At 55.8% G+C, this 16,051-nt stretch carries 15 protein-coding genes; 11 read left to right on the forward strand and 4 right to left on the reverse strand.

The window, feature by feature from the left end; genetic code table 11:
• Positions 1-236 precede the first annotated feature (236 nt).
• The 6 genes from AAH450_RS00815 to AAH450_RS00840 all read left to right on the forward strand — a co-directional run bounded on the left by AAH450_RS00815 (position 237) and on the right by AAH450_RS00840 (position 6,897).
• Positions 237-1,577, forward strand: a complete 1,341-nt coding sequence (locus AAH450_RS00815) for an MFS transporter (RefSeq protein ID WP_342908484.1) — start codon at positions 237-239, stop codon at positions 1,575-1,577.
• A complete protein-coding gene (locus tag AAH450_RS00820) occupies positions 1,574-3,337 on the forward strand; it encodes a dihydroxyacetone kinase family protein (protein WP_342908485.1) in 1,764 nt (587 codons plus the stop codon). The genes AAH450_RS00815 and AAH450_RS00820 overlap by 4 nt, the downstream gene beginning before the upstream one ends.
• Positions 3,334-4,116: a triose-phosphate isomerase family protein gene (locus tag AAH450_RS00825; protein WP_342908486.1), complete on the forward strand. Its 783-nt coding sequence runs from the start codon at positions 3,334-3,336 to the stop codon at positions 4,114-4,116. Before AAH450_RS00820 ends, AAH450_RS00825 begins: the two co-directional genes overlap by 4 nt.
• The gene (locus AAH450_RS00830; protein ID WP_342908487.1) at positions 4,113-4,919 is read left to right on the forward strand and encodes a sugar phosphate isomerase/epimerase family protein; all 807 of its coding nucleotides are present in this window, start codon (positions 4,113-4,115) and stop codon (positions 4,917-4,919) included. Before AAH450_RS00825 ends, AAH450_RS00830 begins: the two co-directional genes overlap by 4 nt.
• Before the next feature lie 3 nt (positions 4,920-4,922).
• Positions 4,923-5,780 carry a phosphogluconate dehydrogenase C-terminal domain-containing protein gene (locus tag AAH450_RS00835; protein ID WP_342908488.1) on the forward strand — a complete coding sequence of 286 codons (858 nt, stop codon included), beginning with the start codon at positions 4,923-4,925 and terminating at the stop codon, positions 5,778-5,780.
• Between the two features lie 154 nt (positions 5,781-5,934).
• Positions 5,935-6,897 carry a sugar-binding transcriptional regulator gene (locus tag AAH450_RS00840; protein ID WP_342908489.1) on the forward strand — a complete coding sequence of 321 codons (963 nt, stop codon included), beginning with the start codon at positions 5,935-5,937 and terminating at the stop codon, positions 6,895-6,897.
• Positions 6,898-6,997: 100 nt separating this feature from the next.
• Here AAH450_RS00840 and hemF read toward each other — a convergent pair whose 3' ends face one another.
• Both hemF and amiA read right to left on the reverse strand, forming a co-directional pair.
• On the reverse strand, positions 6,998-7,906 hold the full coding sequence (gene hemF / locus AAH450_RS00845; protein ID WP_342908490.1) for an oxygen-dependent coproporphyrinogen oxidase: 909 nt from the start codon (positions 7,904-7,906) through the stop codon (positions 6,998-7,000).
• Between the two features lie 75 nt (positions 7,907-7,981).
• Entirely contained in the window at positions 7,982-8,854 is an 873-nt protein-coding gene (gene amiA, locus AAH450_RS00850) for an N-acetylmuramoyl-L-alanine amidase AmiA (protein ID WP_342909540.1), read from the reverse strand.
• Positions 8,855-9,053: 199 nt separating this feature from the next.
• Here amiA and AAH450_RS00855 point away from each other — a divergent pair, with 199 nt between their 5' ends.
• From AAH450_RS00855 to AAH450_RS00870, 4 genes are all read left to right on the forward strand, one after another.
• Complete coding sequence (locus AAH450_RS00855) at positions 9,054-9,479, forward strand: GNAT family acetyltransferase (protein ID WP_306213105.1); 426 nt, start codon at positions 9,054-9,056, stop codon at positions 9,477-9,479.
• Between the two features lie 39 nt (positions 9,480-9,518).
• Positions 9,519-9,974, forward strand: coding sequence for a DUF2919 domain-containing protein (locus AAH450_RS00860; RefSeq protein WP_342908491.1), 456 nt, complete (start codon positions 9,519-9,521; stop codon positions 9,972-9,974).
• 141 nt (positions 9,975-10,115) lie between these two features.
• Entirely contained in the window at positions 10,116-10,733 is a 618-nt protein-coding gene (locus AAH450_RS00865) for an RpoE-regulated lipoprotein (RefSeq protein WP_342908492.1), read from the forward strand.
• 139 nt (positions 10,734-10,872) lie between these two features.
• Positions 10,873-11,769: a Dyp-type peroxidase gene (locus AAH450_RS00870; protein WP_342908493.1), complete on the forward strand. Its 897-nt coding sequence runs from the start codon at positions 10,873-10,875 to the stop codon at positions 11,767-11,769.
• Positions 11,770-11,847: 78 nt separating this feature from the next.
• Here AAH450_RS00870 and xylB read toward each other — a convergent pair whose 3' ends face one another.
• The gene (gene xylB, locus AAH450_RS00875; RefSeq protein WP_342908494.1) at positions 11,848-13,308 is read right to left on the reverse strand and encodes a xylulokinase; all 1,461 of its coding nucleotides are present in this window, start codon (positions 13,306-13,308) and stop codon (positions 11,848-11,850) included.
• A 75-nt stretch (positions 13,309-13,383) separates the two neighbouring features.
• On the reverse strand, positions 13,384-14,703 hold the full coding sequence (gene xylA / locus AAH450_RS00880) for a xylose isomerase (protein WP_342908495.1): 1,320 nt from the start codon (positions 14,701-14,703) through the stop codon (positions 13,384-13,386).
• A 350-nt stretch (positions 14,704-15,053) separates the two neighbouring features.
• On the opposite strand from xylA, the gene xylF reads away from it, so the two are divergent.
• Entirely contained in the window at positions 15,054-16,049 is a 996-nt protein-coding gene (gene xylF / locus AAH450_RS00885; protein ID WP_342908496.1) for a D-xylose ABC transporter substrate-binding protein, read from the forward strand.
• Positions 16,050-16,051: the final 2 nt, after the last annotated feature.

Genomic DNA, 16,051 nt, shown 5'->3' on the forward strand with positions numbered 1-16,051 from the left:
AAATAGCGGGTTTACCGAAAAATTAAAGGTTTTGAGGTGGGTCACAGTTTGACGATTGTCTTATGGGCATTGAACAAAGTTACCTATAGTGTTCATATGTTCACGCATTGATGCAATGCACAAGAAGACCCCATAAGGACTCAAACCATGCGTCAAATTCACTTGCAACCAGGTTCACCGCCCTACAAAACGATCGCGCCCGCTTCTGCTCAAGCCGTCAAAGCAGGAGAAGGAGCATGATAACTTCTGCACAATCCACCGTTGAAAAATCGGCGATCCGTAAAGTGTCGCTACGTCTGGTACCTTTTGTCGCGCTGATGTTCTTCATTAACTTCCTTGACCGTACGGCTATCTCTTTTGCCGGGCCGAATGGCCTGAGCGACGAGCTGGGGCTGCATGCTGCCCAGTTTGGCCTCGCCTCGGGGATCTTTTTTATCGGCTATATCCTGCTGGAAGTGCCCAGCAACCTGGCTTTGCATCGCTTCGGCGCACGCAAATGGCTGGCGAGGATCATGGTCAGCTGGGGCATCGTTTCACTGCTGTTCACCTGGGTAAGCAGCGTAGAAGGGCTTTATACCCTGCGTCTGCTGTTGGGTGTGGCGGAAGCCGGTTTCTTCCCTGGCGCGATACTGTTTCTGAGTATGTGGGTACCGGCACGCCATCGCAGCAAGGTCCTCTCTTTGTTCTATCTGGCTCAACCGCTGACCGTGGTGTTTGGCGCTCCGCTGGCCGCCGCGCTGATTGAGCAGCATGGACTGTTTGGCCTTTCGGGCTGGCGGGTAATGTTCCTGGGCGTCTCTCTTCCGGCGATCGTCGTGGGTATTATCACCTGGTTCTATCTGGCGGATTCACCGCGTCAGGCGAAATGGCTGAACCAGGAAGAGAAAGAGTGGCTGAGCAGCGAGCTGGAAAAAGAGCGTGATCAAAAGCAGGGGTCTGCCCATCCGGGGCTGCGCACCGTTCTGTTCAACGGCCGCGTCTGGATGCTCTGTTTAATCTATTTCGGCTTTATCTATGGCCTCTACGCGCTGGCATTCTTCCTGCCCACCATTATTGCCGGTTTCCAGCAGCAGTTTGGCACCTCTTTTAACGTGATTGAAAAAGGATTGATTACCGGCGTGCCTTACATCTTTGCGGCGGTGGTGATGTTCTTCTGGTCGCGAGATGCTTCGCGCCGGGGCTGCAAAACCTGGCACATAGCGCTGCCCGCGCTGACAGGTGCTGTCAGCGTACCGCTTGCGCTCTATATGGACTCCCCGATGGCGACCATCCTGGTGATCTCTGTGACCGCCAGCTCTATTTTCGCCGCTTTACCCAACTTCTGGACCTTGCCTACGCAGTTCCTGACCGGAGCTTCGGCTGCGGCAGCGATAGCGTTAATTAACACCCTGGGCAACGTTGCCGGATTTTCGGCGGGCTATCTGACCGGCATGCTGAAAGATGCCACCGGAAGCTACACCGTTTCGATGATGGTGGTGGGAGGCTTCATGCTGCTCTCCGCCGTACTGATGCTGTTACTCAACGCCAGGCGTTCAGGATTTCAGTCTGCCCATCTTGCACAGGAGCATTCGCAATGACCTATCTGTTTAACCAACCCTCAGCCTTCGCCAATGAACTGATCGAAGGATTTGTGGCGGCTAACGCGGACAAAGTTCGTCAGGTTCCCGGCGGCGTGGTACGGAGTACCCGCAGCAAGCCAGGCTGTGTGGCGGTTGTCATCGGCGGCGGCTCCGGCCACTACCCGGCGTTCTCCGGCCTGGTCGGTCAGGGGATGGCGCACGGCGCGGCGATGGGCAATCTGTTCGCTTCTCCCTCTGCACAGCAAATTTACAATGTGGCGCGGGCAGCGGAAAACGGCGGCGGCGTGCTGCTCGCCTTCGGCAACTATGCCGGTGATGTTCTGCACTTTGGCCAGGCCTGTGAGCGGTTGAAATCCGAAGGCATCCTCTGCGAGTTGCTGGCGGTAACGGATGATATCTCCAGTGCCTCGCTTTCTGAACAGGAGAAGCGGCGCGGTGTGGCGGGCGATCTGGCCGTGTTCAAAATCGCCGCTGCGGCTGCGGATGCGGGTTATGGCCTGGAAGAGGTGAGCAGACTGGCACGGCATGCCAACCATCGTACCCGCTCGCTGGGCGTGGCCTTTTCGGGCTGTACTCTGCCAGGCGCCACGCAGCCCCTGTTCGAAGTGGCGCACGGCACCATGGCATTAGGAATGGGCATCCACGGCGAGCCTGGCATCAGCGAATGCGCCATCCCACCGGCTGACGCGCTGGCCGAACTGTTTGTGGAGCACTTGCTGAAGGAGTGCCCACAGGAGATTGCGGAGCCTCGCGGTCAACGTGTGGCCGCCATCCTGAACGGTCTGGGTTCGGTGAAATATGAAGAGCTGTTTGTGGTCTACCGCCGTGTGGCGCAGCTGCTGAAGGAGGCGGGACTGGAAGTGGTGGAGCCGGAAGTTGGCGAATTCGTTACCAGCTTTAATATGGCTGGCGCTTCCCTGACGCTGGTCTGGCTGGATGAGGAGCTGGAAACTTTCTGGCGTGCGCCAGCTAATGCGCCTGCGTTTCGCAAAGGCAGCGTGATCCTTGCCGAGCCGTTGAACGAGGCGGAGTGGATCCTGCCTGAAGTTGATGAAGTCCCCGCTGCCTCTGCCGCCTCGCAAAAGTCAGCGGGCTGCGTGCTCGCCGTTGTTAATGCGATGGCGCAGGTCATTTATCAACATGAAGAGGAGTTAGGCCGTATTGATGCGGTAGCTGGCGATGGCGACCATGGCATAGGTATGGCTCGCGGTGTAAAAGGGGCGCTGGAGAAGGCGCATGAAATGCAGCAGCGCCAGGCAGGAGCAGGCACGCTGCTCTGCCGTGCTGCCGATGCCTGGGCAGATAAAGCAGGCGGAACCTCCGGGGCGCTCTGGGGCGTGGCTTTAACCGCTATTGGCACGGCGCTGGGCGACAATGCGGTGCCGAATGCGCAGCGAGTGGCACTGGGCGTGCAGCATGCCAAAGAGGGCATCATGCATTTCGGCAAGGCCAAACCGGGTGATAAAACGCTGGTGGATGTGCTGGTTCCGTTCAGCGAGACGCTGAGCGCCAGGGTGGAAGCGGGTGATTCACTGGCGGATGCCTGGTCTGCGGCGGCTAAGCAGGCGACATTAAGCGCAGAGGCCACCGCTCACCTGGTACCCAGGATGGGCCGCGCCCGTCCGCTGGCTGAAAAGAGCAGGGGCACCCCGGATGCCGGGGCTGTGTCACTGGCACTGATTGTTAATAAGATACTTGAGCCGCTTCGACAGCAAACAGCGTCTGAAAAAGGCCCTTTGCAGGAGGTGAGCGAATGACACAGCCGCGTATTACGCTGGGCGTCAGCCTGAAGATCTATTTCAGCTATCAGCAGACGCTGGCATGGAGTGAAGAGATTGCCTCCATTGCCCGTAACCATCCGGCAATTATCAGTGGCGACGTTGGGCTGTTTATTCTGCCTTCGTTTCCTGCTTTACCCCCGGTACTGGCAGCGTTTGCCGGCACGCGGGTGGGGATTGGTGCCCAGGATCTCTGTCAGGAGGACAACGGAGCCTGGACCGGTGAGGTAAGTGGCTCCATGCTGGCTGAAATGGGCTGTGGCTATGCTGAAATAGGCCACGCCGAGCGCCGCCGCCATTACGGTGAAGATGATGCGCTGATTGCCGCCAAGCTGGCTGCCGCTTTACGTAATGGACTGACGCCCGTGCTCTGTCTGGGAGAGAGCGTACAGGGTAAAAGCCAGGAGGCCATTGCCGTTTGTCGGCAACAACTACAGGCTTCCTTACAGGCCGCCCGCCAGCAGCAGCTGTCTGGCCATATTATCCTGGCCTATGAACCACAGTGGGCCATCGGCGCGGCGACCTCCGCACCGGATACCTTTATAGCCGAGGTTTGTCAGGGCTTGCGTGAGTTCAGCGAGCCGGGAGATTTCACCTTCAGCGTTATTTATGGCGGCAGTGCAGGCCCGGGGTTGCTGAGCCGCCTGGGGGACCGCGTAGGCGGACTCTTCCTGGGACGATTTGCCCATCAGCCAGCGGCACTGGCTTCCATGATTGATGAAGCCGCTGAACTTCTGAACACGCGGGAGAAGGTATGAGCATTGGCTTAAGCACTTACGCTTATTTCTGGCGGATGTCGGACAAGGTTCCGGCACCGATGAGCCTGCAACAGGTTCTGCAACAGACCGCTGAAATGAACGTTTCCGTTTTTCAGATCTGCGATTATCCGCAGATTGAAAGCTGGAGCCAGGCCCAGCTTCAGGCCCTTCGACAGCAGGCAGAGAGCCTGGGGATCTCGCTGGAGCTGGGCACGCGTGGGCTGGTTGCGGAACATTTAGAGCGCTATCTCGAACTGGCCGATGCGCTGGAAGTGACCGTGCTGCGCTCTATGTTCAACAGCGCCACTTCCCGGCCGACACTCTCTGAAGCCAGCGCCATGATTGAAACGGTGCTGCCCAGATTTGAACAGCAGCAGGTCAGCCTGTGCCTGGAAACCTACGAACAGGTGCGCAGCGCGGAGATGATGTCGGTGATCAATCACTTTGACTCCTCGTCGCTGGGTGTCTGCCTCGATCCCGCTAACTGCGTGGCCGCGCTGGAGCTTCCTGACCAGGTGATTGAGAACACCGCCGACCGCGTACTCAATCTGCATATCAAAGATTTCGCATTTTCGCGCCAGGAGGGGTGGGTGGGCTTCACGCTGACCGGCAGCCCGCTGGGCGAAGGCTTACTTAATTACGACCAGCTGATTGAGCGCGTGCGCCCGGACAGCAGAGGCATCAACCAAATCGTCGAGCACTGGCTTCCCTGGCAGCAGCAGGCTGAGCGTACCTGTCAGCTTGAACAGCAGTGGACCCGGCAAAGCGTGGACTATCTGAATAAACGTCAATTCCAGGAGTAACTTATGAGCACACAATTAAAAACAATTACCGTGATCGGCGCAGGCGGCAAAATGGGTATGCGTATCTCCGCCAATTTGCAGAAGAGTGACTATCAGGTCTTCTATTGTGAGAGCGCGCCTCAGGCTCAGGCGCAGGTTACTGCTCAGGGTCGCGAACTGTCGGCGGCTGAGTCGGTGGTCCCGCTCAGTGACGTAGTCATCCTCGCCGTGCCTGATATTGTGCTGGGCAAAGTCTCTGAAATTGTGGTGCCGCAGATGAAAACCGGTGCGGTTCTGTTAACGCTGGACCCGGCAGCGGCCTACGCTAATCTGATCGCAAACCGTGAAGGCATTGAGTATGCGGTAGCGCACCCTTGCCATCCGTCAGTTTTCCTTGAGCGCTACACAAAAGAAGAGCATGCGGATGCTTTTGGCGGCGTTGCCGCTCTCCAGCATGTTGCGGCTTCCTATGAGACCGGCAGCGATGAGCAGAAGGCAGAATTAAGCAAAGTCGTCAGCGTGATGTATGGCCCGGTAGACAATGTGCACTGGGTGACCGTGAAACAGCTGGCTTATCTGGAACCCACGCTGGTGGAAACCGTGGCCTGTATGGTCGGGGCGTTCATGAAAGAAGCGCTGGATGAAACGGTCAAACACTCCGGCGTACCGGAAGAAGCGGCGAAAGCGATGCTCTACGGTCACATTCAGATTGCGCTCGCCGTGGCCTTCCGCGCCACCAACCCCTTCTCCGATGCCTGTCAGATTGCCATGGAGTATGGCCGCGAAAAAATCGTTAAGCCGGACTGGAAACAAATTTTCGACGAAAAAGAGCTGGATATTGTGATTGCCCGTATGCTGAAAATTGACGCAATTCGTCGCTAATTGTGACTCATCCCCGGCTCCGGGTGGGCAATCATTGGCTCACCTGCCGGGGAAAATGGTATAAATCCGCTATTGCTATATCTCAGGCGGTCTGAAGGCCGCCGGGTGTCCTGCCAGGCAGGCGCCTTCTCATCTTCAGCTCAAGAGAACCCGGATGGAAAAAAATACGCCTTCTCAGGACAGTGAATTGCTGACGGAAATTGCCGTCGCCTATTATCAGGATGAGATCACCCAGGAAGAGATTGCGCGTAAGTTTGGCATTTCTCGCATCAAAGTAGGCAGGTTGCTGAAGCGGGCGAAAGAAGAGGGCATTGTTGAGATCAACGTGCGCTATCACCCGGTTTTCAGCACCCGCCTGGAACAGCAGCTGCTGGAGCGCTTTCCACTGCAAAGGGCGCTGATTGCGCTGGATTACCAGGATGAAGAGGAGCAGCGTCGTCAGGTTGCGGCGCTGGTCGCCACGCATCTGGCACAGACGCTGAAGGAGAATGCGGTGGTAGCGGTAGGGCAGGGACGTAACATCGCTGCCATCGCCGATCATCCTGGCAACGTGCCGTTACGCAACTGCCATTTTATCAGCGGCATTGGCGGCACCCATCGTCCCGGCGATGCGCTCAACGCTGACCATATCAGCCGTCGCCTGGCGAGAAAATTTGGCGGCATCAGCGAAACGCTTTACGCCCCGGCCTACGTGGAAAACCGGGCGCTGAAAGAGTCGTTTATGCAAAATGGCACCATTAAAGAGACGCTGGATCGTGCCCGTAAGGCTGATGTGGCGCTGGTGGGCATTGGCGATATGAACGAGAACAGTTATATGGTGAAGCTGGGCTGGTTTACGCCGCATGAGATAATTGATGCCAGCCTGAATCAGGGCGTGACCGGCGATATCGCGGGGTATGATTTTTTCAATGCTCAGGGGCAGCATGTGGACACGGTGATGAACGATCGGGTGATTGGGCTCAGCATTGAGGAACTACGGAAAATTCCCTGCGTGATCGCTATCGCGTCTGAGAATACTAAAGCGATGGCGATCCTCGGCGCGCTCCGCACGGGCGCTATCGATATCATCGCCAGCTCGGCACAAAATATCCGCACGCTGTTGAATATGACCAAATAAGTTGCCTGCTTATGGCGCAAAAGGCGTCATCAAAAACGGCTGATGAACGGCGGGCGTAACACGGCAAGCCCACTGGCCTGCCGCACTTTCCAGTGAATCCTCAGATCCACGCCTTCACGGGCAGAAAATCGCTGTACAGGGCCGCTTCCGGCGTGCCCGGTTCGGGAGCGTAATTATACTCCCAGCGCACCAGCGGCGGCATCGACATCAAAATAGATTCGGTGCGTCCGCCGGTTTGCAGACCAAACAGCGTCCCACGATCCCACACCAGGTTGAACTCCACATAGCGCCCACGGCGATAGAGTTGGAAGTCCCGCTCGCGCTGTCCCCAGGTGAGCGCTTTGCGCCGCTCAATAATCGGCAGATAGGCTTTCAGAAAACCTTCTCCAACCGCCCGAGTAAAGCGGAAGCAATAGTCAAAGTCTGGTGTGTTCAGATCGTCAAAGAAGAGGCCGCCAATGCCGCGCTGCTCGTTGCGGTGTTTGATAAAGAAGTAATCATCACACCACTTTTTATAGCGCGGATAAACGTCCTCGCCAAAGGGCTGACAGAGGTCGGAAGCCGTCTGGTGCCAGTGCACCGCATCCTCCGTGAAGCCGTAATAGGGCGTCATGTCGAACCCGCCGCCGAACCACCAGACCGGATCGGCCCCCGGTTTTTCAGCAATAAAGAAACGCACGTTGGCGTGACTGGTGGGCAGATAGGGGCTTTCCGGATGGATCACCAGCGACACGCCCATCGCTTCAAAACTGCGGCCCGCCAGCTCCGGGCGGTGCGCGGTGGCGGAGGCGGGCATCCGATCGCCATGAACGTGGGAAAAATTCACGCCAGCCTGTTCGAAAATTGCGCCGCCTCTCAGCACGCGGCTGCGACCGCCGCCGCCGCCTTCGCGCTGCCAGCTCTCTTCTTCAAAGTTCGCTTTGCCGTCAGCCTGGGCTAACTGCTGGCAAATAGTCTCCTGTAGGGTGAGCAAAAACTGCTTCACCAGGGCGAGATTGGGTGCGTTCATGGCTTACCTTTGTCGTCAAATCACGCGCGCAGTATACGACAAAAAGCCTCCGCCGGGGCAGAGGGATGCGGCAGCTTAGCTGGGGCGTCTGTTGTTGGCATCATACTCATCAAAATAGCTGACGATGCCGCCGACAATTGCCGTGGCAATCTTCCGGCGAAAGGCAGTGGTGCCCAACAGGCGCTCTTCGGAAGGATTGGTAATAAACGAGGTCTCAACCAGCACGGAAGGAATAGAGGGAGATTTCAGCACGGCAAAGGCGGCCTGCTCCGTGTGCTGGCTATGCAGATGATGCACCGGACGGATCTGGTTCAGCACATGCCTGCCCAACGTCAGGCTGTTTTTGATGGTATCGGTCTGCACCAGATCGAATAAAACCTGCTGAAGATAGTGATCTTTTTGCGCAGCCTTCACGCCGCCAACGTCATCCGCCGCATTTTCCCGTTTGGAGAGATAACGAGCCATGCTGCTGCTGGCACCGCGATTAGAGAGGGCGAATACCGAGGCACCATTAGCATCCGGGCTGGTGAAGCCATCCGCATGAATAGACATAAACAGGTTAGCGCCATGCTGATGAGCAATTTCTACGCGTTCACCCAGCGGGATAAAGTGGTCCGACTCACGCGTCAGCCGGGCTTCAATATGCGGATGCCCGCTCAGCATCTCGCGGATATGGTTGGCAATCTCCAGCACTACATGCTTCTCTTCTGAGCCTTCTTCGCCAACCGCGCCGGAATCGATCCCGCCGTGACCCGGATCGATCATCACTATCTTCCTGCCGCTGGCTGAAGGGCGCGGGGGGGTAGGCGAGGTGCTGCGGGTTGCCTTAAGCGGGGCCACTTCTTCTTTTGCCAGCACCGATTTATTGGCCAGTAAAGCCAGCGCCATGCCGGAGATCAGCAGCTGGCGGCGGGAAGTTAACGGGGTCATCTGGCCAAACTTTTTCATCATTCCATCCTGTAAGCATAACGTGCTTAGTGTTATATCGTAACAATAGTGCCAGCGCGAGAAGGGAACTATTTCAAGCTTTTACTTTCTATTTCAGCACACTCACGCCGCTTTTTTACGGTTTGCACAGCTTGAGACTTGCGCCCGGGAAAGAAAGCGTGATAATCAGCAAATTATGGTTAACATCTGGGGCAACGGTATGGAAATCCGCGTATTCAGCCAGGACGATTTTGAAGAAGTGATCACGCTCTGGGAGCGTTGCGATTTGTTACGTCCGTGGAACGATCCGGAAATGGATATCGAGCGTAAGCTAAATCATGACCCGGATCTGTTTCTGGTCGCCGTGGTCAGCGGCGTCATTGTCGGCACCCTGATGGGCGGCTATGACGGACATCGTGGCTCGGCCTACTATCTGGGCGTTCACCCCGATTATCAGGGGCGTGGGTTTGCCAATGCGTTAATTAATCGCCTTGAGAAAAAGCTTATTGCTCGCGGCTGTCCAAAAATTAACGTGATGGTGCGGGAAGAAAATGATGCGGTCCTGGGGTTTTATGAAAAGCTTGATTACGACACGCAGGACAGCCTGCTGCTCGGCAAGCGTTTAATTGAAGACCGCGAATATTAATCAGCTGGGTGGCGCGGTGCCACCCCCGCCAGTGATGTGATGAACCTGATATTTTCTCCCGACGATTATGATGCAAAAGGCCAGCTGAGGTTGCCGCTGGCCTTTTGGGCCATTTTACTTTTACAGGCGCGCACCTGGGTTCTGTTTGTGATGGCTGGCGCCTCCCGGCAGCAGGGTACCTCGCTTCTGGCGCTGTTTTATCCCGATACGCAGGCCTTCTGGCTGGGACTGGCGCTGGGCGTGCCGGCCGCGCTGGGGCTGTTGTTGACCGGCTATCGACAGCGTTTTCCCCGTCTCTGGCAGCGGTGGCGTTGGGTACTGATGCTGACGCTGATGGCGATGCTCATGCTGCAAGCTTTTACCCTGTATCAGGGCGAGGAGAGCGTTTCTCCGTTAGTCATTCTGTTTACCGGCTTCGATCTGCTGGCGCTGGCCTGGCTCAGCTTTAACCGCCACCTTCGCGCCTGTTTTGATCCCGCCCATAACGCCGGATAAAATGTCCGGCAAAGCGCATTGGATAAACGCTCGCCTTTCGCAGACGGGTTTTTATCCGGCAAAAAACATCGGATAAAACTTTTTCCGGGATTAACACTCCAATCAGTTCAGAAGTTTTTGCTTATCAAGACAGGAGTTGCAATGAAATCTGTTCGCCCGGCACTGATTGCCGTCGCTTTGCTGCTGGCTGGCTGTGCCAGTTCCGCTCCCCAGACCGGGTCCGATAGCGGAGCCACCTGGTGGAACCCGCTGACCTACTCCTGGTCCAGCCTGGCCCCGTGGAACTGGTTTGGTTCTTCTCTGGCAGTGAATGAGCAGGGAGTAGGTGAACTCACCGCCAGCACCGCAATGAACGAAACCGCCATCGGCGAGGCATTAGGCGGCAACTATCAGATCCGCAAAGGGATGCGTAGCGAAAACGGCGGCGTAGTAACCTTTTTCCAGGCGGTGAGTGACAAACAGGTAAAAGTGGAAGTGACCGGTCAGTCCACGGTGGAGCGCATTGATGTGACGGACCGCGCTATCATCTCCGCCGACGGCAACAAAATCGGTACGCCGTTCCGGGACATATTCAGAAAAGCCTTTGGTGCTTGTGACAAAGGCACCGGTGCAGACAGCCAGGGCGTTGAGTGTGCAGCACCAGGCAGCCAGCACATCAGCTATCTCTTCACCGGGGAATGGCACGGGCCTGAAGGGTTGATGCCCCCGGACGAAACGCTACAGAACTGGACTATCAGCAAGATTATCTGGCGTAAATAACCACTCCGGGCTGCCTTCAGGCGGCCCGTTTTCACTCTCTTCCGCTTCCTTGTTATCAGACAAGATGCTCCTGAAAACATCGGGTATGATAAGCCGGAAAATTCCACTACGGATATCCGCCTTTTCAGGAGAACGCCCGATGTCTCAGCCTCAGAGCGGCATTTTGTCAGAACACCGCCGTTTTGCTATTTACCTTGAAGCTATGGTGCAGGGCGACTTAACTGCCCTCAGCCAGGGCATTCCGCTCTTTCTTCAGCAGCTTGAGCAGTTGCAGCAGGCCTGGCCTGACGCAGGGCTGGGTGCGGTTATCGCATTCGGACCGGCAGTATGGCACGACCTCAATCCTGGCCATAGCACCGCAGAGCTGAAGGATTTCCAGCCGCTCGGCAAAGGGATGGCACCCGCCACGCAGCGTGATCTGCTGATCCATATTCACTCCTTTCGCCACGATGTGAATTTTACCCTTGCTCAGGCAGCCGTTGCCATTTTTGGCCAGGCAATCCAGGTGGTGGAAGAGACGCACGGCTTCCGCTGGGTGGAAGATCGGGATTTAAGCGGATTTGTTGACGGCACGGAAAACCCCCAGGGCGAGCAGCGGCCGCTGGTGGCACTGATAGGCGAGGGCGAAAACGCTGGCGGTAGTTACGTCTTCAGCCAGCGCTGGGAACATAATCTGAAGATGTTTAACCGCCTGGCGGTGAACAAGCAGGAGCAGATTATTGGCCGGACTAAAGTGAGCAATGAAGAGCTGGAAGGGGAAGAGCGTCCCGTCACCTCGCACGTCAGCCGCGTAGACCTGAAGGAGAAGGGCAAAGGTCTGAAAATTCTTCGTCAGAGTCTGCCGTATGGCACCGCAAGCGGCACCAACGGGCTGTTCTTCCTCGCCTACTGCGCCACGCTCTATAACATTGAACAACAGCTGCTGAGTATGTTTGGCGAGAAAGACAATAAGTTTGATGCCATGCTGCGCTTCACTAAGCCGGTCAGCGGCAGCTATTTTTATGCGCCTTCTCTGCAACAGCTTGCTGCGCTGTAAGCATTAACCGCAGCCGCAGAGTGGCAGGGGCCGGGTGAGGCTGGCCCCTGGCCTGACAGGTTAGCCTCTGGCTTTACCTCACTCTTGTGCCATAAAGGGCAGCAGAGCCTGATAAAGCTGACGGAATGTCTCTCTGCTTGCCAGATAGTCCTGATGCAGCGTTGGGTTGGGAATATGTCGCTGTTCAAGGGGCAGCTCGGGCAGCAGCTCATTAAGCGGCCTCTCTGGATTAAGTGCAATCTGCGCCAGCCTTGCCGCCCCCAGCGCCGGTCCAACCTCGCCGCCGGTACGGTATTCCAGCGCATGTCCGCAGATATCTGCCAGCATCTGTCGCCACCAGGCGCTTCTGGCGCCACCGCCGAGCAGAATGATACTCTGCGGCGCTGCTCCGCTGGCATGGATGGCATCCATGCCCTCAGCCAGCGCAAAACCCACCCCTTCCAGCACTGCCCTGGCAAGATGGCCGCTGCTGTGCTGATGCGTCAGCCCCCAGAAAGCGCCTTTCGCATGCGGATTATTATGCGGGGTGCGTTCGCCGGAGAGATAGGGCAGAAACCAGATTTTGCTCTCTGCGGGAGCGGTCTGTTCCGCAAGCTTCAGCAGCGCAGCAACATCCGGGAGATTCGTGAGTTTACATGCCCACTCCAGACAGGATGCGGCGCTCAGCATCACCGACATCAGATGCCAGCTGTTGGGTAAAGCGTGACAGAAACTGTGCACCGCGCTGTCGGGATTACTTCTGAAGCCGTCGCTGACCACGAAGTAGACGCCAGAAGTGCCAAGAGAAAGCATCGCCTGTCCCGGCTGATAAAGTCCCGCGCCAATGGCGCCTGCGGCGTTATCGCCACCCCCAGCCACCACCGGAACGACAGGCAGACCCCAGCGCTGCGCCAGGCTGGCTTTCAGCTCTCCTGTTATTTCGTTCCCTTCAAAAAGCGCCGGCATTTGCTGACGCGTAAGCGCGCAGGCAGCCAGCATCTCTTCACTCCAGTCGCGTTGGGCTACGTTCAGCCACATCGTGCCCGCAGCATCTGACATCTCGCTGGCAAAATTACCGGTCATGCGCCAGCGAAGGTAATCCTTTGGCAGTAAGACCATCTCTGTCTCACTGAAAATTTCAGGTTCATGCTCTTTAACCCACAGCAATTTTGGCGCAGTAAAGCCGGGCATCATGATATTGCCGGTAATGGCCCGTGAGTCTGGAACCGCCTTCTCCAGCGCCCGGCATTGCGCCGCGCTGCGCCCATCGTTCCACAGGATGGCTGGACGCAACACCTGATGCTGTGCATCCAGCAGCACCGCGCCGTGCATTTGTCCGCTCAGACCGATCGCCCTGACCTGGCGCAAATCCTCTTTTGCGGCCAGCGCCAGCATGGCATCATCGGTAGCCTGCCACCAGGCCTGCGGTGACTGTTCTGACCAAACCGGTTGAGGACGTGAAATCGTCAGCGGTTCGCTATGGGTAGCAAGCAGCTCTCCGCTTTCGCTGAGTAAGATGGCCTTGACGCCAGAGGTGCCGAGATCGATGCCGATATACATGTGAGCTTATCCTTTCTCGCAGGGTAAAAGCTGAAGGGGCAGAGGGCGCAGCGGTGGCCGCGCCGTGGTAATGAATTAACCGAACAGGTAGCGATTAACCAGATTCTCCAGCTTTTCCTGCTGCCCGCTTTGATGCTGAGGTGCCAGATTATGCTGCTCAGCATGGTGAGCGACTGCCTCCAGCGAGAGTTTTCCCTGTAGGATCTGCTGGCCCAAATCGCCATTCCAGTTAGCATAACGCTTAGCCACCAGCTGTTGCAGGCTGCCTTCCTCAATCATTCTGGCCGCGACCTTCAGCGCCAGCGCCATTGTGTCCATCCCCCCAATATGCCCATAAAAGAGATCATATTTATCCGTGCTCTGCCGCCGCACTTTGGCATCAAAATTCAGGCCGCCGGTGGTAAAGCCGCCCGCTTTCAGAATTTCAAACATCACTAAGGCGTTCTCTTCCACGCTGTTAGGGAACTGATCGGTATCCCAGCCGAGCTGCGGATCGCCACGGTTTGCATCCACCGAGCCAAAAATGCCCAGGGCGATCGCGCTGGCAATTTCGTGGTGGAAAGAGTGCCCGCCAAGCGTGGCGTGGTTGGCTTCAATATTTACTTTGATCTCTTTTTCCAGACCAAACTGTTTCAGGAAACCGTACACAGTTGCCACGTCGTAGTCATACTGATGCTTGGTAGGTTCCTGCGGTTTGGGTTCAATCAGCAGGGAACCCTGAAAACCAATTTTGTGCTTATGTTCCACCACCATCTGCATAAAGCGGCCAATTTGCTCGCGCTCCTGACGCAGGTCGGTATTGAGCAGCGTTTCATATCCTTCACGGCCACCCCAGAGAACGTAATTCTCGCCACCCAGCTTTTTGGTGGCATTCATGGCGGTGAAAACCTGCGTGGCTGCCCAGCTGAACACCTCCGGATCGGGGCTGGTGGCCGCGCCTGCGCCATAACGCGGGTGGGTAAAACAGTTTGCCGTGCCCCAGAGCAGCTTAACGCCTGTGGCCTGCTGTTTTTCCGCCAGCAGATCGCTCATGACGGCAAAATTATTCAGATACTCTTTCAGCGACTGACCTTCAGGGGAAACGTCCACATCATGGAAGCAGTAGTAGGGTACGTTGAGCTTCTGGAAAAATTCGAATGCCACTTCCGCTTTACGTTTTGCCAGCGCCAGCTCATCTCCCGCCTGCTGCCAGGGACGCTCAAAGGCACCCACGCCAAACATATCTGCCCCGGTCCAGCAGAAGGTGTGCCAGTAGCAGGCGGCAAAACGTAAATGATCCTCCATTCTTTTGCCAAGGATCATCTCATCCGGATTGTAATGACGAAAAGCCAGCGGATTAGTACTGCCGGTTCCTTCGTAGCGAACTTGTTCAAGCTGATCAAAATAGGATTGCATGGTTGACTCCCTGATAGTGAGGCCCGGCTGGCGGGATAGCGCCATCTTCGGAGTTGCAACCGGAAGACTCAATTACGATATTTCACACTCAAACTCAGAGAATTATTAAATGTGCGCTATCTCTCATAAATTAAGCTTATTGAGCGCAATGAAAGAGATAATGGCGCGTTTATGCCACAGTTTTTTTTAGCCGGGTAAAAACATGATCGTTGTCATAAAACAAAAACTAAACCAAAAAACATAATGCACGGGTAAGAATCAGTAATTGCTCAACGCAGGGCAATTGACAACAATCGGCTGGACGTTTGGTGAATTATATTATCCCTACACCGTGAAAATAGGTATATAAGATGAAATTCAAGCACCTCTTTCTCTCAGCCTGCGCAGTGTTAGTGCTGGCCACTCAGCCAGGATTCAGCAAAGAAATTAAAATCGGCATGGCAATTGATGATTTACGCCTGGAACGCTGGCAAAAAGATCGCGATATTTTTGTTAAAAAAGCCAAATCCCTTGGCGCGGATGTTTTTGTGCAATCTGCCAACGGCAATGAAGAAACGCAGATGGCACAGATAGAAAATATGATCAATCGTGGCGTGGATGTGCTGGTCATCATTCCTTATAACGGCCAGGTACTCAGTAATGTGATCAGTGAAGCAAAGCGTGAAGGGATCAAAGTGCTGGCCTACGACCGGATGATTAACAATGCGGACATCGATTTTTATATCTCTTTCGATAACGAAAAAGTCGGGGAGCTTCAGGCAAAAAGCCTTGTGGAACGCGTGCCGCAGGGCAACTACTTCCTGATGGGCGGCTCGCCGGTAGATAACAACGCCAAGCTTTTCCGTCAGGGGCAGATGACCGTGCTGAAGCCGCTTATTGAGAGTGGCAAAATCAAGGTGGTAGGGGATCAGTGGGCAGATGGCTGGCTGCCAGAGAATGCGCTGAAGATTATGGAGAATGCGCTCACGGCCAATAATAATCATATTGATGCGGTTGTCGCCTCCAATGATGCCACCGCCGGCGGCGCGATCCAGGCATTAGCCGCACAGGGCCTGGCAGGTAAAGTCGCTATTTCCGGACAGGATGCCGATCTTGCTGCGGTAAAACGCATCATTGCCGGTACGCAAACCATGACGGTCTATAAACCGATCAGCAAGCTGGCTGATGAAGCAGCGAAAATTGCGGTGGAATTAGGATCGGGCAAACAGCCTGAATCCAATGCCACATTAAATAATGGAACTAAAGAGGTGAAGTCCTGGCTGTTAACGCCGATTCAGGTAGATAAAGCCAATATTGACAGCACGATTGTGGCGGACGGCTTCCATAAAAAATCTGATATTAATTAAAT

The organism is Erwinia magellanica, from assembly GCF_039023495.1.
Lineage (GTDB): Bacteria > Pseudomonadota > Gammaproteobacteria > Enterobacterales > Enterobacteriaceae > Erwinia.